Origin of the sequence: Thiohalocapsa sp. (assembly GCF_022340605.1) — a bacterium.
GTDB lineage: Bacteria > Pseudomonadota > Gammaproteobacteria > Chromatiales > Chromatiaceae > Thiohalocapsa.
On record NZ_JAJDNQ010000022.1, the window covers coordinates 1 to 17,911 of the forward strand.

The window sequence follows — 17,911 nt, forward strand, 5'->3', positions numbered from 1 at the left end:
GCACCGGCGCGCCGAGCGCGTCCATGTCGAAGGGCTTGCAGGGCTCGATGCCGATCTTGCCCATCTTTGCCAGCATCGGCGCGTCTTCCGGGGCTGGCGGCGCATCCTCGCACATGAGCCGCGTCATCCTGTCGAAGTAGCTTTTGGTGCCCATGTCGAGGATCACCTGCTGCGGCTTGTCGGTCATCGAGAAGCCCGGGTTCGGGTCCATCGGTGGTGCCTCGTAGACATAGTTCGCCCTGCCTACCGCGGATAGGGGTCTGAGATCGTACTGCGCCTGCAGCGCGTTGACCGCCTTGTAATCGGCCTCGGTCCCGTCCGCGTAGGTGCGGCCGAGGATGACCACGTAGCGCGTCGGGGCCTTGACATGGGTCATCCCCGCGGGTACCTCGCCGCTCCAGCCCGGTCCGCTGATCAGGAAGGTCTGCGCCTGCTCGCCGGTGGTGCGGCTGCCCGCCGATTCGATCACCGGCATCCACAGGCTATACATCGGGAACAGGAAGTAGCGCTTGCCCATGTCGGGATGCGAGAAGACCATCGGTTCCTTGCCGAGATCGAGCCATGCCAGCGAATAGAGCGTGTCGGCATTCGGTGCCGAGACGCCGCGATAGTCCGCCGGTGGATAACGCGGGACGTTGATGAATTGCCCCGCGGGCGCGTGCAAACCCTCCACCTTTGGCACGTTGCTCATCTGCACCCGGGTGACATCGGTGGTGATCAGCGAGTAGCCATAGATGTAGGCATCCATGGCGATCGCCCTGGCCTCCTTTGGTGTCGGGGCATGTTGACGGGAACCCTGGTCTGCGGCCAGAGCGCCAAAAGTGACCAACGAGAGGGCCAGCGCGAGGGCGGAGCCGCTTGACCGCAGACTCGGAGTAGCCCTGTGGGATGGGAAAAATGTTCTTTGATTCATTCGACCAGGGTCTCGTTAGGTTAGCCATCTCGGGGTGAGACTGAGGCAGTCTCGAGTCTAAGGCGGGGAGGCCATGCACCCGGAGCATGGCCTCTTCGGGAACGCGTTGGGATCGGGGGCGAAGTCGTGCACTTACCAGCGGAAGCTCGCCCCCAGGGTCGGGCCGGTCATGCGTAGATCGGCATCATTCTTGTTTTTAAAGTCGTAGGAGAGGTTGCGGATGGCGAGGTTAACCTCGCCCCAGTCGAAGGCGTATCCCACGCCGAGCAGCGCCTGCCAGGTCCGGTTCGATGATCCGGTACCGACATCCAGGTAGTAGGGCATGAACCAGCGGCCTTCACCGAGCCGGACCTGGCCCTTGATCCCGAGGATGCCGTCCCACTCGGTCAGGTTGCGGGAGCTTCGCGAGCGGGTGTCGACAACGCCGTCGGATCCAATGATGTCCAAGTTGAGTTCGGAGTCGATTCCCGCGTAGCGAAACCCAGCCAACAGATCGAGGTTGACTTTGGGGTTTTGCACCAGCGTACGGGCACCCGCCAGCGTCCAGACGGTTGCCGAGAGGCTGGTCGAGGCGCTGCGGTCGATGCTGCTCAGCGGGCGCCCATCGAGGCCGTTGATGTTACGCACGTGCGAGCGCTGATCGCCGAAATCGATGTAGATGATATCGGTGAATACCGACCAATCGCCCCTGCGTACCTCGCCGGTGGCCATGGCGCCGAACTTGAGGTTTTGCAGATAGTCGTTCGGGCCGATCTCGGTACCGGCGCTGAAATCGCCGCGGTCGGACCCCAGCAGGTGCCCGTCGATCGTGCCGTTGATGTTGGGCAGCCAGATATAGGGCGTCAGCGAGAAGTGCCAGCCACCTTCGTAGGGATCGGCCTTATCAGCCGCGGGTGCGATGGCGGGAGACGCCGATAGGCCGAGGACCGCCAGCGCGGCGAGCATACGATGGACCGGGACAGGTATCGACATGACCTATTTCCGTTGTCTATGACGCATGGTCGTACGTCGGTTCTGAAAGGAGTTCGCGATGGTCATCGTAGGTTTCCTCAGGGTCAGTTTCTTCTGGGATGTTGGCCGCAGCGTCCAAGGACTCGTTGGAATCGCAGCTGTGGTCGCCATATATCGACGGAATGATGCCAGGCTCTATCACCTCGGTCTGACCATGTCACGCCAATCCGCTGGAGCCCCCCGTCCGAGCCCATCACGGAGACAGACACCTGATTATTCCCGTCGTCCGGGCCCAGCATCTGATCGACTATATCGGTGTCCTCCGAGTGGCTGGCGTGCCGGTGCAGCGAGCGTTGGAGTGCTCGCGGCTCCCTGTTTTTATTGAACAAACACCCGATGCTTACGTCAGTTTGCGTCGCGCCCTCGACTGGGTTTGGCGCTCGAGACGCGAGGTAGGGATCATGGAGATCGGCTTCCTCGCGGGCCGCGCGGCTTCGCTCAGTACGCTGCATCCCGATTTACACCGCGCGGTGATCCGGGCTCCCACCGGACTTTCCCGCATCGAGGCCCTGTCCAACCATGTGCACCGGGAAAACAGCGCCGTAAGGATCGACATCCGCCGTGAAGGCGCCGATAGACGCGTGATTTGCGAAGTACTGGGCTTTCAGAACAGTCCTTTTGTAGGATTCGCCGAGTGGAAGGTGATCGCGGGGATCATCGATATCGTGCGCAGTGCCGCTGGATCTGATTGGCGCCCGTCCGAGATCACCTTCATCTCGCGGGGGCGGCCCTCGGACGCCACTCTGGAGGCCTACGGCAACACCCGCATCCGGACCGGCCAGCCGTGCGGTTCGGTACTCGTCGCGGCGGCAGATCTCGCGCGGCCCTGCATCGACCGGCGGTCAACCTCCGATACCGTCAACGATCCGCTGATGCCTCCGCAAACGCCATCCGGCCTGGGCGATGCCTGGGACTTCGTGAGCGCCCTGCGTGCGCTCATCCGGCCCTATCTCGCGCAGGGTCATCCGCACCTGTCTCTAGTGGCCGAGATCGTCGGTATGAGCGAACGCACCTTGCAGCGTCGGCTAGCAAAAAGCGGCTCGACCTATTCCGACATCGTCCAAGATGCGCGTTTCTCGATCGCGTCCGACCTGATGGCTGATTCCGACCTGAACATCGCCGACATTGCGTTTGCCGCCGGCTACGGGAACGCGCCGCATTTTTCCAGAGCGTTCAAGCGGCTGACGGGCATGACACCTCGCGAATATCGCGGCGGTCTGGTCTGTAGTTGACGATGGAGAGCAGGTGGGAGAGCGAGCGCCGAGTCTTAATCGTGGACACGGACCTGCTTGCGACGCAGCCCGACGGAGACGTCGTTGGGCTCAAGCTGCCGAGCGCTGGTGCCGGCCGAGGGGCCGGTGGCCGTGGACACATTTGGTGGCCGCGTGCATGTCGAATGGGGCCCCTCGGCGGCGGTCAGGCCGTTGGGTCAGCTCCCGTTCTTCACCGAGTTCCTGAAAGCGCACCAAGCAACTCGTTGAGCGCTTGTTGCGCGACGCCGAATGGACCGATGCCGGCCAGGGCTGGCGGGGCGCGGAGGCCAGCCTGCGCCTGTCGGGCTGGAGCCGCGCGCGCCGCGTCGTCGTGCTGCGCCGGCGCCTGGCCCGCGACCTCGCCATCGAGGACCGTGGCGAGTCCGGCCAGCCGCGCCTGAGCTTCACCGAGGTCCAGGACGACGTGCGCCTGTACGAGTACGGCGTGCTCGTCACCTCGCTCGACGCCGAGATCCTCACCATCGCCGCACTCTACCGCGACCGCGCCGACTGCGAGAACAACTTCGACGAGCTCAAGAACCATTGGGGCTGGGGCGGGTTCACCACCACCGACCTCAAGTGCTGTCGGATCATGGCGCGCATGACCGCGTTGGTCTACGACTGGTGGAGCATCTTCGCGCGCCCGTTTCGGGATCGGGCCGAGCCCGACAAGCACAGCGAGTCGATCACCTCCCGGCCGCTGCTGCTCAATGCCCCGGCGCGCTGCATTGACCACGCCCGCCAGCGCCGCCTCGTCATCAGCCACCACCATGCCGAGGCCGGATGGGTCGAGCGCGCCTGTCGTAACCTCGCGGCCTTCCTCCATGGCCTGCGGCTGACTGCGGAGCAGTTGACCCCGACCCAGCGCTGGTACCGCATCCTCAAGCGGGCGATGCGCAGGTACCCCCACGGCCGCCAGCTCCAGCCGCCCGACCCGCTGCCGGCGCCCGCCTGAGCCAGCAGCGTCCGCTCGCTCACATCCTGTGCACAGCATCGGCTCGCGAAATTCGCCGGCCGAGGGGTTTAACTGCTCTTTTTAGGTTCACCGTTTCCGCACCGAACTGCGCTACCGCCCGATCGAATCACCGGTGGCAGAACCCCGGCCAATCCGGCCGGTGGTTTGTTAATCAGCGTCAGGGACAACACCGGCAAGGTGCTGCGGTAGTGGCGGGCTGGCATTAAGCAAGGTTTATGGTCGGACCGATATTCTTAGGCGAGGAGATACGGCTCGCCGCGGTCTTGGATTTCGGCGAACAGGTAGCGGTAGTCGGCGCAGGTGAGGCCGGTGAAGAGGCAGACGTAGCGCAGCCGTCTACCGCGGTCGTCCGCGCGCTTGGCAGGCGATGGTTAGGGTCGGAACTGGCAACGGCGGCTCCGCGGGCGGTGGCGATTACCGGAGCACGTCTTCTATGCTGTCTTCGGTGAGGACCCGCCCGGACCAGCGCAGCAGGGTGTTGGAATCGGCATTCTGGATGCGGTGGCGCACAGGGTCCGGAATGGTGCCGAATTTCTGCTCAAGCTGGAACGAGAGCATGTTCGCCTCGCCGAGCTGGATGCCGCGCTGTTCGCCGATCCGCTCGCCTTCTTAGCGCATACGGGCGGAAAACGACTGCATAGTCTTGGTCTCCTCGGGATACTCGCGTGCGTATTGTTCGCGTTCTGCGTCGGTCAGGTTGGCGTAGATATCGACGAAGTCGACATATATCAGCCGTTTTTCCGGGGCAGGCACTAACTGCATCAGGCCGCGCAGCGCCGGCGCGTAGACAAGGACGCGCCCGCTCGGAGCGTAGTGCATGTTGGGCGGGTTGAGGCGGGCGACGATGTTGTCGCTGTCGCGCCAGTCCTGCCAGGGCAAGTCGGGTAGGGCGCAGGAGAGGTAGCGGAACGCCAGGTAGCGGTGCCGGTCGCAGCCTAGGATCAGTTCCTCGGGTCGCTGGCCTTGGGGGAGCAAGATGGTGACGGATACGACCTGCTCCGTCTTGAACAGCTCCGAGAGGTCCAAACAGTAGTGAGCCAGGCGGTGGATTGAGAACTTGGACTTGTCTGTTTCCTCCTCCAGTACAAACAGCACGGCTTCGCGGCGGTGGTTGGGCCGCTCCACCAGCAGCGGCACGTCCAGTTCTCGAAACCGGTCGCCGAGCCGTTCCTTCAGTCGCTCTTCGCGGATCGGAATGATGCGGACACGGTGGTCCACATTGGCGCTTCGTCGGCGGCGAAGAACCGCACCGCTTGGTGCGGCTGGTCGACAATCAGGTTCTTGAAGTTCTGGTCGTGGCTCATCAAAGCCTGGTTGTCGTGGGACCGCTTCCACCGAGTCGCTATTGGGGCCAGCACCGCCGTTTGCGTCTCCAAGGTACCTACTGCGAAGCAGCCTGTCCTGGAGCGGCAGAATACCTGTGCCTGGTTCTTGCTGCTACGCTTGCGCGGACTCCGGCGGTCGCCGCCTCGGCCTGTCCGGCCGCATCGCCGCCCGTTTCCAGGCCACCGAGATCACCCCGCTCTTGGCCCTAGTGGGCCTGCTGCTCGGACTGTTCGCGATAATGGTGACGCCGCGCGAGGAAGAGCCGCAGATCAACGTCATCTTCGCTGAAGTGTTCATCCCGTTTCCGGGTGCGTCGGCGAGCGAGGTGGAGTACCTGATTGCCGGCCCGGCCGAGCAGGTGCCTTCCGAGATCAAGGGCGTCAAGCACATCTACACCGTCGGCGCGTTCGAGCAGGTGGTGCGCGTGGTGCTCGACCCGCAGGCGCTGGCCGCGCACGGCATCGACCTTGGCGACCTGCGCCGCAGCTTGCAGACCGGCAACAGCATCCGCGACGACATCGGCGTGGTGGCCGACAACACCGAGGCGCTGGTGCAGGCCGGCACCTTCCTCACCCAGCCCGATCAGATCCGCGGCCTGGCGGTGGGTCTGCGCGGCGGCCAGCCGGCGTACCCACGGCGATGGCGCAGGTCCTGCAATCACCCCACCTGCGCGGCCCGCTGGGAGCGCCGGCTTTCAGCCGGCTCGCGGCGTGCCCGGCTCGATGCCGGGCGCGCGGCGTCAGGGCGTCGACACGCATGTAAGCTCTTGTTGAGGCGATAGGTGTTTTGGGGACACCACAGGGTCTGTCCCTCAATTCCCCAGTTTTCTTAGCGGGGTCGTCAGGTTCCGCAGAACGTCTGCTGCACGACCTCGTGCGGCTCGGGCGGGTTTCGATACGCTGCAAGACTCGGGTGCTCGTCGTACGGCCGCGACACGACTGCGAGCAACTGTTCCAACGGCTCCAGGTCGCCGCGTTCGGTGGCGGCGTCGATGACTTCCTGCACGCGGTGGTTGCGGGGGATGAAGGCGGGATTGAGGGCGCGCATGCGGGTTTGGCGCTCGGTGTCGGTCTCGTGCTGTTGCGCGAGGCGGTTGCGCCATTGCTTGGCCCATGCATCGAAGGCCGTGGGGTCGGTGAAGCCGTGACGGACGGGCTCCAGGTCGGTCGGGTCTTCGAGGGTGACGTCGCTCAGGAGTCGGAAGGTGTTGGTGAAGTCGGCGCGGTGGGCGGCCATGCGCCCGAGGAGGTCCTGCACCAGGTCGTCATCTGCGGATTGGTCTGAGCCGGGTTGGTCGATGAGGCCGATCTTGGCGCGCAGGCCGCCATAATAGGCGGGGGCAAAGGCCTTGCCGTAGGCGTCCAGCGCGCTGTGGGCCTTCGTTTTCGCTTCTTCGATGTCGTCGTCCAGCAGCGGCAATAGGCAGTTGGCGAGCTGGGTGAGATTCCACAGCCCAATGCTCGGCTGCTGGCCGTAGGCGTAGCGGCCGAAGTGGTCGATGGAGCTATAGACCTGGTTGGGGTCGTATTCGTCCATGAAGGCGCAGGGGCCGTAGTCGATGGTCTCACCGGAGAGGGCCATGTTGTCGGTGTTCATGACGCCGTGGATGAAGCCCACGAGGAGCCAGCGGGCGATGAGCTCGCCCTGGCGGGTAGCGATGGCGGCGAGCAGGTGGGCATAGGGTTCGCCGCCGGCGAGGTCCGGCTCACGCAGCGTCTGATAGTGGCGCCGGATCAGGTGGTCCGCCAGGGTGCGGACGGCTTCGATGTCGCCGCGGCGGGCGAAGTACTCGAAGGTGCCGACGCGGATGTGGCTCGCGGCGACGCGGGTGAGGATGGCGCCGGGCTCAGGGCGCTCACGGAACACGGGCTCGCCGGTGGCGACGATGGCCAGCGCGCGGGTGGTGGGGATGCCCAAGCCCTGCATGGCCTCGCCGAGGATGTATTCCCGCAGCACGGGGCCGAGCACGGCGCGGCCGTCGCCGGAGCGCGAGAAGGGCGTGCGCCCGGCACCCTTGAGCTGCACGTCCCGGCGGCGGCCGGCGCGGTCGATGACCTCGCCGAGCAAGATGGCGCGGCCGTCGCCCAGACTCGGCACGAATTGCCCGAACTGGTGCCCGGCGTAGGCCATGGCGATGGGCCGGGCGGTCGCGGGCAGGCGGTTGCCAGCGAGCATTGCGACGCCGTCCGGTCCCGCGAGCCAGTCCGCGTCCAGCCCGAGCTCTTCCACCAGCGCCTGGTTCAGTCGCAGCAGCAGCGGCTTGCGCACTGGCGCCGGATCGATGGGGGCGTAGAAGTGCTCGGGCAGCGCGGCGTAGCTGTGCTCGAAGGGCGGGATGGAGTCGGTGGTGGGGGAGGCCGCGGGCTTCGTGGCGGGCATGGCGTGTCCTGTGGCGATGGTCGCGGGTGGCGGTTCGGCCTGGTTGCCGACCAAATTACTCGGTTATGAGCGAGAAGGTACGGGCGGCGCTGGGGCTGCGCAACTGGTGGGCGCAGGCCTGCTGCGTGCGGGGGGCGTCCGTGTCCGGCTTCGCCGTCGTTCAGCCCGAACTACGCGGCTCAGCGGGAGCTGCGCGACTGGTGTAAAGCCGACTTCGGCACCAGGTTATGGGCCGTCCGCAACAACACTTGACGGAGGCTCGCATGCTCACCATCCGCCATGCCGAGGATCGTGGCCATGCTCACCACGGCTGGCTCGACACCTGGCACACGTTCTCGTTCTCCAGCTATTACGACCCGGCACACATGGGCGTCTCGAATCTGCGCGTCATCAATGACGATCGCATCGCGCCCGGCGGCGGCTTTCCGACCCACGGACACGAGGACATGGAGATCGTCACCTACGTGCTCGACGGCGCCCTCGAGCACAAGGACAGCATGGGCAACGGCTCGGTGATCCGCGCCGGCGAGGTGCAGTACATGGCCGCCGGCACCGGCGTGCGCCACAGCGAGTTCAACGCGTCGCGGACCGCGCCGGTGCATTTGCTCCAGATCTGGCTGCTGCCCAACGCGAAGGGCGTCGAGCCGCGCTATGCGCAGCAGACCTTTCCGGCCGAGGCCAAGCGCAACCGGCTTGCGCTGTTGGTGTCGCCGGATGGGCGCGATGGCTCCATCGCCACCCACCAGGACGCGCTGCTGTTTGCGACGCTGCCGGACGATGAGACGGCCGTGGAGTATCAGCTTGCGCCGGATCGGCGGGGCTACATGCATGTGGCCCGTGGTCGGGCACGTGTCAACGGCAGCGCGCTCGGCGCCGGCGACGGGGCGCGGCTCGCGGCCGGTGAGCAGGTGACCATCGCGGGCGTGGATGCGGGCGAGGTGCTGTTGTTCGATCTGCCTTGACGCTCGTCGGCCTCCGACCGGCCGGCAGCGTGGACCGGTGGTGGGCGTTTCCGTCGGCGCTGGGCGTGCTGGGGCCTTGAGCCAACTCCATTGCACGGGGCAGGGGAATGGTTGTAGTGTCCTGGTTTCGCTTCGCCACTCAGATGAACTGCCGATGAACGCCGAGACCGACTTTCCGTATCTTCGCAGCTCGCCGCTGACCACGGGGTTGACCGACGACCAAGTGCGCGCCCTGGCCGGCATCGCCTACTGCCGCCGCCTGGAGGACGGCGAGGTGCTCATCGACGAGGGCAAGATCGACAACAGCTTGCACATTCTGGCCGAGGGCGGCATCGCGGTGACCCGCGACATGGGCAAGGGCGAGTACACCACCATCCACGTGCTGCGCACCGGCGACCTGGCGGGCGAGATGGGCTTCATCAGCGGGCGGCCGCATACCGCCACCCTGCGCTCCCTGGGCCGAACCCAGGTGTGCAGCGTCGAGCGCGAGGCCTTCGAGGGGCTGGTGGAACAGGACCCGTGGCTGGTGTACCGGGTGATGCAGAACATCGTGCACGTGAGCCAGGACATCCTGCGGCGCATGAACGCCCAGTACGTGGAGCTGACCAAGTACGTCTACCGCACGCACGCGGTGTTCTAGTGCTTCGCAGCTCAGTGCCTTGGCGGCACTGGGCACCGCCGGGCATCCTGCCCGGTGGGAAACGCCGAACAGGTCGGCGCCTCTCTAGCCCTCGGCTTCAGCGTCGCCGGCAGAGGCTTCAGTGGCTTCCGGCTCCGGCGCCTTGGTCTTGGGCGCCTCGATCAGGCCCTCGGCCAGCAGAATGGCCGCCTTGTCGTCGCCGTTGACCCACTTCTTGGTCTTCATGTCCTGCACCGCATGGCGCCCGGAGCGCTTCTTGTAGATGCGGTGGGTGTCGGTCTTCTTCACTTGCTCCATCGGTTGTCGGTCTCGTTCGGTTCAGGGTTGCTGTTGATGCACGGGGGTCCGGCTGCAAACCGGCCACCGCAGGTAACGGGTGTCGGCGACCCGGTGGCGGGTTTTGCGTGACCGCGGGCGTTAGCGGCGCGTGTCGTCGTCGAGTCGATCCCAGCGGCGGTCTTCGCCTTCGTCGAGGTAGCGGGGTGGGCCGTCGATGCGCTCGACGTCCACATGGAACTTGGCCAGCAGCGCGGCGATGGCGCCGACGGCCGCGATCACGGGCGCCAACAGGGTCAGCGCGCCGCCGACGGCCACGCCGGCCGTGAGCGGGATCTCGATCAGCGCCTCACCGCTCGGTCGGCGGATGATGAGCCGGCGCACGTTGCCGTCGGCGATCAGCTTCTTGACGAAGTCCACCAGCTCGTTGCCGGCGACGGAGACACGCTCGGTGATGGTGCGCTTGCCTTTGTTCATGGTACTGCACCGCGGGGTGCTGCCCCCAGCTTGCGGGAAACGCACCACTATACCCGACGGGGTACCGTCGCGGCGACTATGTCGACGGTGCTGATTTGCGGATGCCTGGTGCGCCGCATCGACGGCCCCAGTCTCAGCCGTCCCGGTATCAGCGACCCCGGTATCAGCCACCCGGGTGACAGAAGCGCGTCAGTCGGGCGCCGTCCGGCGTCACTTCCTCGCCCGATGGCAGCGGCTCGGCCGGGTCGCGAATCCAGTCGGCGATGTCATTGCGCACCAAAGCGCCTTGGCGGTCCCGTGGCAGCATGTGCCAGCCGTGCCGGTACAGCACCAGACGCAGTTGCGGTGCATCTTGCGGCAGGTCTTGCACCATGCGGCAGTAGGCGCTGCGCGGGATGATGTAGTCGCGCTCGCCGTAGAGCACCAGGGTCGGCGGTCCGCGTAGTTGTCGCACGCCGTCGGCGGCGCGGTCCATGAGGTTGGTGACGCCCCAGAGCGTATCCACGTGGGCGCCTTTGAGCACCAGCGGGTCGGCGCCCATGGCCCGCAGCATGGGCATGTTGTCGGTGGGATGGATGGGGACGCCCTGGCCGGTGAGCAGCGTCCGCGGTGCGACGCGTGCCAGGGTGTCCAGCGCCGCGCGCTGGTACCAGGGCATGCTGCCCCGGTTCCAGACGGCCGGGGCGATGAGCACGACGCCATCCACCGGCAGCGGCCCCTCTGCGAGTGCCGCCAGCACCACGGCGGCGCCCATGCTCTCGCCGATGACGAACAACCGGGAACCCGGGTGGCGTTGATGCAGCACCGCGGCGAGGTCGCGCAGGTCCGTGGCCAATTGCTCGCTGCCGTGCCAGCGTCCGGCGAGCAACCCGGCGCCGAAGCCCCGCTGGTCCACCGCGTACACGCGAACACCGTCCGCGGCGAGGCGCTCCGCCAGCGGGGCGAAGGCCTTGCCGTAATCGTTGAAGCCATGCAGGCCAAGCACCAGGGTGTCGGACCCCCGTGGCCCCCAGGTCCGCAGCGGCAGCCGAAAGCCGTCCGGCATGCGCGCGTACTCCGCGGCCAGCTCGGGTTCCAGCACCGGCGCCGCACTGGGCACCGGCCGTGGCGTGGCACAGCCGGCCAGCAGCGGAACGACCAGCGTACCGGCCACGACGCCGAGCCCGAGGGCGAGCGACGTCCAGCTCCGGCGTGCGGTGATGCATGGTGCCCGCTGGGTGTCGATGTCGCTCATGGTGCTGCCGCCCGCCAGTCGAGAAAGTCCGCGAGGGCTTGCTGATAGTGCGGCTGGCTGTCCAGAAAGCCCTCGTTGTGCCCCCCCGCCAGCGCCATGAAGCGCTTTGGCCCGGGGGCCGCAGCGTAGAGCGCCCGCCCGTGCGCGAAGGGCACGACGCCGTCGTCCGGGCTGTGCAGCACCAGCACCGGGCAGTGCACCCGCGCCAGGTGCTCGGCGGATGGAAACCGATAGCGCAGCGGCATGAGCCGGGCCAGCCACGGGTGGTGCAGCCGCGCCATGGATTCGATATCGGTGAAGCTGGATTCCACGATCAGTGCCCCCGGCTGTACGCGCGCCGCGAGCTCGGTGGCGACGGCACCCCCCAGGGAGCGGCCGAAGACGACGACGTCCGCCGGCGCGATGCCGCGTACCCCGGTGAGCCAGCGCCAGGCGGCGTCGGCGTCCCGATACAGGCCGGTCTCGCCGGGCGTGCCGTCGCTCTGGCCATAGCCGCGGTAGTCGATGATGAGCTGATCGACCTTGAGCGCGCTGAAGATTCCAATGGACGCCGAACGGTGCGAGATGTTCCCGGCGTTGCCATGCAGGAAGAGCAACGTGTGCGGGCTGTGCCGGCGCCGCGAGGCGGGGAGGTACCAGCCGTGCAGGCGCACGCCGTCGCTGGTGGTGAGCCAGACGTCGTTGAAGGCGAGCCCCCACTGCGAGGGTGTGCCCACGATTTCGTGGTAGGGGCGGAACAGGAGCTTCGGCTGCAGCAGCCAGACAAGGATGCCCGCGAGCAGGAGCGTGAGAACGCCGCCGAGCAGCATGGCCAGGGTCGCCTCCTTCATCCGCTCTGACCCACCGCGGGGCCGGCCATCGTCCGGCCGTAAGCTGCCATCAGCGCCGCCGTCGCTGTCTGGTTGCCTTGGGCGTCTCGCTGCGCTGCTCGCCGTCGAGGTAGCACCAGCCGTCACCGACGCGGATGAAGCGGCTCGCCTCGTGCAGCCGTCCGGCGCGGCCGTGGCGCTTGTAGCGGGCGATGAACTCGACGGTGCCGTCGCGGTCGCCGGGGCCACCGCGCTCGGTACGCAGGATGCGCAGGTCCAGCCAGTGCAGGTCGGGGTCGAGCCCGGTGTCGGCATCCGACTCCGCGGCCACGTTTGGCAGCGGCGCGGACGCCGGGCACTGAGTCCGCGTCAGGTAGCCTGCATCCAGCAGCACGTAGGCCGTGTAGCGCGAGCGCATCAGCGCCTCCGCGGTGGCGGGCGGGCTGCCGGCAAGGATGGGGCCGCAGCAGGCGCCGAAGGGCCGGTTGCTGCCGCAGGGGCAGGGGTCGCTGGGAGTGGGCTTCAGCACGTTGCCTGATGTCGGACGGAACGGACGAAACGGACGAGGCGGATGGGCCGGCGTGGGCGTCAGTACGCCGGCGGCATCGGCAGCGGCCCCTCTTGCATGGCGGCGATCTGCTCGCGCAGCGCCAGCACTTGATCTTGCCAGAAGCGGGGCTCGTCGAACCAAGGGAAGGCCGCCGGAAAGGCCGGGTCCTGCCAGCGGCGGGCGAGCCACGCGGCGTAGTGGATCTGGCGCAGGGTGCGCAGCGCCTCCAGCAGGTGCAGCTCGCGGGGGTCGAACTCGCGGAACTCCCGGTAGCCTGCCAGCACGGCGCCGAGCTGGGCGGTCATCTCCTCGCGGCTGCCGGCGAGCAGCATCCACAAGTCCTGGATCGCCGCCCCGGTGCGGGCGTCGTCGAGGTCGACGAAGTGGGCGCCGGCGTCCGTCCAGAGGATGTTGCCGGCGTGGCAGTCGCCGTGCAGGCGTAGCTGCGCGACGGCGCCGGCGCGCTCGAAGCAGGCGTGGACCTCCACCAGGGCCTGTTCCAGCACGCTGCGATAGGCGGGTTCCAGCTCCGGGGGTATCCAGCCCGCGTCCAGCAGGTAGGCGCCCGCCTCCTCGCCGAAGTGCCGGATGGTCAGCGCCGGCCGGTGTCGGAACGGCGCCGCGGCGCCGACGTTGTGCAGCCGGCCCAGTAGCCGCCCGAGCCGGCGCAGCACCTCGGCATTGTCCAGCTCCGGCGCGCGGCCGCCGCGGCGGGGTGTCATCGAGAAGCGCAGGTCCTCGTAGCGGTGCAGCGTGCGGCCGGCATATACGAGCGGTGGCACCAGCGGGATGTCGGCGTCCGCGAGTGCCTGCGCGAACGCGTGCTCCTCCAGGATTTGCGCGTCCGTCCAGCGTCCGGCCCGGTAGAACTTGGCGACGACGGGGTCGGCGTCTTCCAGGCCCACCTGGTAGACACGGTTCTCGTAGCTGTTCAGCGCGAGCAGCCGGCCGTCCACGGCCAGGCCCAGGGATTCGACGGCGTCGAGCACCCGCTCCGGGGTGAGGCGGGCATAAGGGGTCGGGTCGGTGGCGGCAGCGTGGTTGGTCATGCTGGCGTTCGTGCGGCGATGGCGCTATTGCCCCTTGAGCTTGCGGCCCAGCGCCAGCAGCAGCAGCTCGCCGTCGGAGAGCTCGGCGCGGGCGTTGATCATGTCCCGCAGCACGGCCGGGCGATTGGTGATGATGTTGTCGACGCCGTAGTCGAGCATGCGGGCCATGTCCGCTTCACTGTCCACCGTCCAGACGTGGGTCTCCAGCCAGGCGCGGCGGTTGGTTCGCACGACGGCCGGTGTGACTTGCGCCTGGCTCATGCTGAGCAGGTCTACGTCCAGGCCGCGGGGGTTGCCGAGGGCGGCGGTGACGATTTGGCCGATGCGGATCTCTGGTGCCAGCTCGCGCACCCGCGCGAGCCCGTTACGGTTCAGCGAAGTGATGATGCAGCGCTGGGCGCAGCCGGCGGCGCGCACCGCCTCGACTACCCGCTCGGCGAGCTGCTGATCGTGGCCGTTGTACTTGAGCTCGATGTTCAGCGCCAGGCGGCGGCCCGCGGCCGTCAGGGCCTCCTCCAGAGTCGGAATCTCCTCGCCGGCGAACGCGGGGCCGAAGCGGTTGCCCACATCCACCATGCGCAGGTCCGCAAGCTTTGCATCCCAGATGTTGGTGGGGATGCCGGCGACGCGCATCAGGTCCTTGTCGTGCAGCAGCACCAGCGCGCCGTCGGCGGTCTCCTGCACATCGATTTCGGCGAAGTCTGCGCCGTCGGAGATGGCCTGATACAGTGCCGCGAGCGTGTTCTCGGGTGCTTGCGCGGAACTGCCGCGATGCGCGGTCACCAGTGTCTTGCGGCCGAGCTTGAGGTCCGATAGCGTATGCGCCGCTAGGCCGCCGGCGGCGAGTAGCGCCAGCAGCGGCCCGCCGGCGATGATCCAGCGCGACGTACCTGCTCTCCGTGCGGCCGTGTTCCAGCGGCCATCCGGCAGGCCGTCCACGCCCATCAAGGACAGGTACAGGTGCATGATGGAGACGGCCAGTACCGCCATCACGAAAAACGACGCCATGATCGCCAGCGCGGCCAGCAGCACCACCGCAAGGGCCGTCGCGAGCACCAGCGGGCGCATCCCGTCGACGAGCCGCAGCAGTGCGCCCAAGGCCGCATCCGCTAGCCATAGCGCCAGCGCCGACACGGCCACGGCCAGCAGCAGGTTCAGCACCACGATGCGGAAGGTCCGTAAGCGCTGTCCGCGCAGCAGCTCCGCGCTGCGCCGCAACGCCTGCCGGCCGCGGCTGCCCTCGTACAGGCACAGCGGCACGGTAAGCGCCCAGTCGATCAGATAGCGCAGCAGGATGGCTAGCGCCGCCAGTGCCAGTGTGGCGCCGATGCCGAGTGCGGCGAGAAAGACCGGCGGCCGCTCGGTGAGGTACCAGTTGATGTCGTGCGCGCCCAGCAGCGTCTTGTAGACGAGCGCAGCCACTGCCGCCAGCGGCAACAGCCACGCCAGCAGGATGCCCACCTGCCACAGCGCGAGATGCAGTAGGCGGGGCAGGGCGTAAAGGGCCGTCGCCAACGCGTCGCGCCAGCTCACCGGCCGGCCGCGCCCGGCGCCGGCGGCAATGTGCATGAGGCCCGCCAGCTCCGCATAGACGCTGGTGAGCGTGAGTGCGGCGGCCAGGAGCACGAAGGCCAGGCCGGGCAGGGAGACCAGAAAGTCGGCGATGGCCTCGTTGGTGACACTTACGGCACCGCTGGTGTCGATCAGCCGCTGTAGCACCCAGGCGCCGAGCGGTGCCAACAGCGTGACGCCGATGGCCTTGTAGATGAGGTCGTAGGCAAGGCCGCTGCGCACCGTGCGCCCGAACAGTGCGTGGGCGTAGACGTCGTACCAGGTGTCGATGACACGGCTCATGGCGCGGCGCGGTCAGCCTCTGGACCGGCATCGGATGCCGACTTCGCGCCGTCGCTCGGCAGCAGCTCCGTACGCTCCATCTCGATGTCCGCCCGCTTGGCCACGGCGCGCACCACCGGCCCGAGCGTCAGCCCCTGCACCAGGATCGAGAACACCACCACGCAATAGGTGACGGTCACCAGCAGGTCGCGGTTCTCGCCGGTCGGCAGCGAGAGCGCCAGCGCCACCGAGATGCCACCGCGCAGGCCGCCCCAGGTGAGGATGGTCACCACCCCCGGCGAGAGGCTGCGGAAGCGGCGAATGAGGGCAATGGGGAACCCGGCGCTGATGGCGCGTGCGATCAACACCAGCGGGATGGCGAGCACGCCGGCGATGAGGTATTTCGGGCTCAACGTGAGCACCAGCACCTCCAGGCCGATCAAGACGAACAGCACGGCGTTCAGCACCTCATCCACAAGCTCCCAGAAGTTGTCCAGGTGCTGCTGGGTGAGCTGCGACATGGCGCCGTCGCGGCCCTGGTTGCCGATCAGCAGGCCGGCGACCACGACGGTGATGGGCGCGGAGATGTGCAGGTGCTCGGCCGCGGCATAGCTGCCGCTGGCGAGTGCCAGCGTGATCAGAACCTCCACCTGATAGTTGTCCACGCGGCGCAGCATCATGTAGGCGATGCCGCCGGTGACCAGGCCGAACAGCAGCCCGCCCCCGGCCTCGTGCATGAACAAGTGCGCCACCTGCGGCAGGGTCATGTGATCGCCGAAGGCGACCTCGCTCACCACCACGAAGACGACCACCGCGACACCGTCGTTGAACAGCGATTCACCGGTGATCTTGACCTCGAGGCTCTTCGGTGCGCCGGCACTCTTCAGGATGCCGAGCACGGCGATGGGGTCTGTCGGGGCGATGAGGGCGCCGAACAACAGGCAGTAAATGTAGGGCACGTCCAGGCCGAGCAGCCAGAACACCACGCAGACGCTCGTGCCTACCAGTAGGGTGGCACCAATCACGCTGGCAGTGGCAAGCGTCCCGATCACCCACTTCTGCTTGGCCAGCTCGAACAGGTTGACGTGCAGCGCACCGGCGAACAAAAGAAAGCTCAGCATGCCGTGCATCAGCGTCGCGTCGAAATCGATGCTGTCGAGCATCGCTCGAGCGTCGTTCTCCAGGCCGTCGCTGCCTGGTATCGGCATCAGCAGTGCCAGCGATACCAACAGCGCGATCAGCATCAGGCCGATGGCGGTGGGCATTTTCAGGAAGCGGTAGTTGATCCAACTGAACAGCGCGGACAGTGTGATCAGGATGGCAATGATGTCGAACAGTCCCATGGGCGGTCGCTGGCTCGGCTGGGCGGTGCCTGTGTTCGGGGTACGGCACGGACATCGGCGCGGGTGAAACACGCGCGGCGTCGGCTGTGCGGATTCGCGGGCGGCCGTGTTACGCAGTCAACGGCGGTACCCGGGCCGGCACCTATTATGCCGGCTTCCGCCCGTGGCCGTCTGGGGGGCTGCTGCCGGCAGGAATTTGGCGCCGGCTCTCGTGGGCCGCCGCTGCCAGCGCAACCCGCAGTGTCAGGTCTGCCAGGAGTTGCTCGATCTGCGCGCGCACCGCAGGCAGCTCCGCCAGTGGCAGCGCGTACGGCGAGCGCCCGCAATGCCAGCCGTCGCGGTCGATGCTGCCGATGATCACCCGCGGCGGCAGCGGATAAGGATGCGGCGCCTGGCCACGCTGGCTTGCCAGCAGCAGCCGCACGCGGGCGCGCTCCGTGGCGGCTTGTGCGCCGCGGTCGCGGTCGAAGCCGCAAAAGCGCACCAGATAACGGCGCGGCAGGTCCGGATCAGGCGAGAGCTCCAGGAAGCTCGTTCCGCCCAGGCCCAGGCGGCGGGGCTTCAACGGCACGGGCATTTTGGGGGCTCCGTCGGTTGGCGCCCCTTCAACATAGGCGACCGCGCGCCGGTTCGTAAGGCGGACGCAGCGACGGGTGTCGGCGTCGTGGCGGGTGCGGAGTGCGGAGTGCGGAGTGCAAGAGTGCAGGAGTGCACAAGAGTGCAGGAGTGCAAGAGTGCAGGAGTGCAGGAGTGCAGGAGTGCAGGAGTGCAGGAGTGCAGGAGTGCATGTGGGAGCGGCGTCCTCGCCGCGACTCTGCCTGCAATCCGTACATTGTCGGTTGTCACGCGCCGGCCTAGCGCCTAGCGCAGCGTTTCTCCT

19 protein-coding genes and 1 pseudogene are annotated in these 17,911 nt (G+C 67.4%); 5 read left to right on the forward strand and 15 right to left on the reverse strand.

The window, feature by feature from the left end:
• On the reverse strand, positions 1–748 hold a 748-nt coding region (locus LJE69_RS02095; protein ID WP_296920966.1), incomplete at its 3' end, for a DUF1254 domain-containing protein.
• Positions 749–1,045: 297 nt separating this feature from the next.
• Positions 1,046–1,858 carry a hypothetical protein gene (locus tag LJE69_RS02100; RefSeq protein WP_296920969.1) on the reverse strand — a complete coding sequence of 271 codons (813 nt, stop codon included), beginning with the start codon at positions 1,856–1,858 and terminating at the stop codon, positions 1,046–1,048.
• A 332-nt stretch (positions 1,859–2,190) separates the two neighbouring features.
• On the opposite strand from LJE69_RS02100, the gene LJE69_RS02105 reads away from it, so the two are divergent.
• Together LJE69_RS02105 and LJE69_RS02110 are read left to right on the forward strand one after the other, a co-directional pair.
• On the forward strand, positions 2,191–3,156 hold the full coding sequence (locus LJE69_RS02105) for an AraC family transcriptional regulator (RefSeq protein WP_296920972.1): 966 nt from the start codon (positions 2,191–2,193) through the stop codon (positions 3,154–3,156).
• Between the two features lie 256 nt (positions 3,157–3,412).
• A complete protein-coding gene (locus LJE69_RS02110; RefSeq protein WP_296920975.1) occupies positions 3,413–4,132 on the forward strand; it encodes a hypothetical protein in 720 nt (239 codons plus the stop codon).
• A 435-nt stretch (positions 4,133–4,567) separates the two neighbouring features.
• On the opposite strand, the gene LJE69_RS20925 is transcribed toward LJE69_RS02110, so the two are convergent.
• Genes LJE69_RS20925 through LJE69_RS20930 form a run of 3 tightly spaced genes read right to left on the reverse strand, consistent with a single transcriptional unit; the run spans position 4,568 to position 5,457 of the window.
• Entirely contained in the window at positions 4,568–4,711 is a 144-nt protein-coding gene (locus LJE69_RS20925; protein WP_367114612.1) for a hypothetical protein, read from the reverse strand.
• A gap of 51 nt (positions 4,712–4,762) precedes the next feature.
• Complete coding sequence (locus tag LJE69_RS02115; RefSeq protein ID WP_367114613.1) at positions 4,763–5,371, reverse strand: hypothetical protein; 609 nt, start codon at positions 5,369–5,371, stop codon at positions 4,763–4,765.
• Complete coding sequence (locus LJE69_RS20930; RefSeq protein ID WP_367114614.1) at positions 5,326–5,457, reverse strand: hypothetical protein; 132 nt, start codon at positions 5,455–5,457, stop codon at positions 5,326–5,328. The genes LJE69_RS02115 and LJE69_RS20930 overlap by 46 nt, the downstream gene beginning before the upstream one ends.
• A 116-nt stretch (positions 5,458–5,573) precedes the next feature.
• On the opposite strand from LJE69_RS20930, the pseudogene LJE69_RS02120 reads away from it, so the two are divergent.
• Positions 5,574–6,116: pseudogene (locus tag LJE69_RS02120) on the forward strand (hypothetical protein); the annotation flags it as partial.
• Between the two features lie 203 nt (positions 6,117–6,319).
• Here LJE69_RS02120 and LJE69_RS02125 read toward each other — a convergent pair.
• On the reverse strand, positions 6,320–7,858 hold the full coding sequence (locus LJE69_RS02125) for a YdiU family protein (RefSeq protein WP_296920979.1): 1,539 nt from the start codon (positions 7,856–7,858) through the stop codon (positions 6,320–6,322).
• A 263-nt stretch (positions 7,859–8,121) separates the two neighbouring features.
• Here LJE69_RS02125 and LJE69_RS02130 point away from each other — a divergent pair, with 263 nt between their 5' ends.
• Together LJE69_RS02130 and LJE69_RS02135 are read left to right on the forward strand one after the other, a co-directional pair.
• Positions 8,122–8,820, forward strand: coding sequence for a pirin family protein (locus tag LJE69_RS02130; protein ID WP_296920982.1), 699 nt, complete (start codon positions 8,122–8,124; stop codon positions 8,818–8,820).
• Positions 8,821–8,974: 154 nt separating this feature from the next.
• Positions 8,975–9,460, forward strand: a complete 486-nt coding sequence (locus tag LJE69_RS02135; RefSeq protein WP_296920985.1) for a cyclic nucleotide-binding domain-containing protein — start codon at positions 8,975–8,977, stop codon at positions 9,458–9,460.
• 84 nt (positions 9,461–9,544) lie between these two features.
• Here LJE69_RS02135 and LJE69_RS02140 read toward each other — a convergent pair whose 3' ends face one another.
• The 9 genes from LJE69_RS02140 to LJE69_RS02180 all read right to left on the reverse strand — a co-directional run bounded on the left by LJE69_RS02140 (position 9,545) and on the right by LJE69_RS02180 (position 17,608).
• Positions 9,545–9,757: a hypothetical protein gene (locus tag LJE69_RS02140; protein WP_296920989.1), complete on the reverse strand. Its 213-nt coding sequence runs from the start codon at positions 9,755–9,757 to the stop codon at positions 9,545–9,547.
• Positions 9,758–9,877: 120 nt separating this feature from the next.
• Positions 9,878–10,213 carry a DUF4342 domain-containing protein gene (locus LJE69_RS02145; protein ID WP_296920992.1) on the reverse strand — a complete coding sequence of 112 codons (336 nt, stop codon included), beginning with the start codon at positions 10,211–10,213 and terminating at the stop codon, positions 9,878–9,880.
• A gap of 163 nt (positions 10,214–10,376) precedes the next feature.
• Positions 10,377–11,447 carry an alpha/beta fold hydrolase gene (locus LJE69_RS02150; protein ID WP_296920995.1) on the reverse strand — a complete coding sequence of 357 codons (1,071 nt, stop codon included), beginning with the start codon at positions 11,445–11,447 and terminating at the stop codon, positions 10,377–10,379.
• A complete protein-coding gene (locus LJE69_RS02155) occupies positions 11,444–12,277 on the reverse strand; it encodes an alpha/beta hydrolase (RefSeq protein WP_296920998.1) in 834 nt (277 codons plus the stop codon). The genes LJE69_RS02150 and LJE69_RS02155 overlap by 4 nt, the downstream gene beginning before the upstream one ends.
• A 49-nt stretch (positions 12,278–12,326) precedes the next feature.
• Positions 12,327–12,785: a YchJ family metal-binding protein gene (locus LJE69_RS02160; RefSeq protein ID WP_296921001.1), complete on the reverse strand. Its 459-nt coding sequence runs from the start codon at positions 12,783–12,785 to the stop codon at positions 12,327–12,329.
• Between the two features lie 59 nt (positions 12,786–12,844).
• Positions 12,845–13,855 carry a serine/threonine protein kinase gene (locus LJE69_RS02165; protein WP_296921005.1) on the reverse strand — a complete coding sequence of 337 codons (1,011 nt, stop codon included), beginning with the start codon at positions 13,853–13,855 and terminating at the stop codon, positions 12,845–12,847.
• A gap of 24 nt (positions 13,856–13,879) precedes the next feature.
• Positions 13,880–15,709, reverse strand: a complete 1,830-nt coding sequence (locus LJE69_RS02170; protein WP_296921009.1) for a glycerophosphodiester phosphodiesterase family protein — start codon at positions 15,707–15,709, stop codon at positions 13,880–13,882.
• Positions 15,706–17,031 (reverse strand): sodium:proton antiporter, encoded by a 1,326-nt coding sequence (locus LJE69_RS02175; RefSeq protein ID WP_296921012.1) that lies wholly within the window; start codon positions 17,029–17,031, stop codon positions 15,706–15,708. The genes LJE69_RS02170 and LJE69_RS02175 overlap by 4 nt, the downstream gene beginning before the upstream one ends.
• Positions 17,032–17,176: 145 nt before the next feature.
• Positions 17,177–17,608 (reverse strand): hypothetical protein, encoded by a 432-nt coding sequence (locus LJE69_RS02180; RefSeq protein WP_296921015.1) that lies wholly within the window; start codon positions 17,606–17,608, stop codon positions 17,177–17,179.
• Between the last annotated feature and the right edge of the window lie 303 nt (positions 17,609–17,911).

Coding starts and splice junctions, on each gene's coding strand:
- LJE69_RS02100 (WP_296920969.1), bottom strand. CDS start 1,858: ATGCTCGCCGCGCTGGCGGTCCTCGGCCTATCGGCGTCTCCCGCCATC.
- LJE69_RS02150 (WP_296920995.1), bottom strand. CDS start 11,447: ATGAGCGACATCGACACCCAGCGGGCACCATGCATCACCGCACGCCGG.
- LJE69_RS02175 (WP_296921012.1), bottom strand. CDS start 17,031: ATGGGACTGTTCGACATCATTGCCATCCTGATCACACTGTCCGCGCTG.
- LJE69_RS02135 (WP_296920985.1), top strand. CDS start 8,975: ATGAACGCCGAGACCGACTTTCCGTATCTTCGCAGCTCGCCGCTGACC.
- LJE69_RS02125 (WP_296920979.1), bottom strand. CDS start 7,858: ATGCCCGCCACGAAGCCCGCGGCCTCCCCCACCACCGACTCCATCCCG.
- LJE69_RS02180 (WP_296921015.1), bottom strand. CDS start 17,608: ATGCCCGTGCCGTTGAAGCCCCGCCGCCTGGGCCTGGGCGGAACGAGC.
- LJE69_RS02140 (WP_296920989.1), bottom strand. CDS start 9,757: ATGGAGCAAGTGAAGAAGACCGACACCCACCGCATCTACAAGAAGCGC.
- LJE69_RS02155 (WP_296920998.1), bottom strand. CDS start 12,277: ATGAAGGAGGCGACCCTGGCCATGCTGCTCGGCGGCGTTCTCACGCTC.
- LJE69_RS20930 (WP_367114614.1), bottom strand. CDS start 5,457: ATGAGCCACGACCAGAACTTCAAGAACCTGATTGTCGACCAGCCGCAC.
- LJE69_RS02130 (WP_296920982.1), top strand. CDS start 8,122: ATGCTCACCATCCGCCATGCCGAGGATCGTGGCCATGCTCACCACGGC.
- LJE69_RS02165 (WP_296921005.1), bottom strand. CDS start 13,855: ATGACCAACCACGCTGCCGCCACCGACCCGACCCCTTATGCCCGCCTC.
- LJE69_RS02145 (WP_296920992.1), bottom strand. CDS start 10,213: ATGAACAAAGGCAAGCGCACCATCACCGAGCGTGTCTCCGTCGCCGGC.
- LJE69_RS02170 (WP_296921009.1), bottom strand. CDS start 15,709: ATGAGCCGTGTCATCGACACCTGGTACGACGTCTACGCCCACGCACTG.
- LJE69_RS20925 (WP_367114612.1), bottom strand. CDS start 4,711: ATGCTCTCGTTCCAGCTTGAGCAGAAATTCGGCACCATTCCGGACCCT.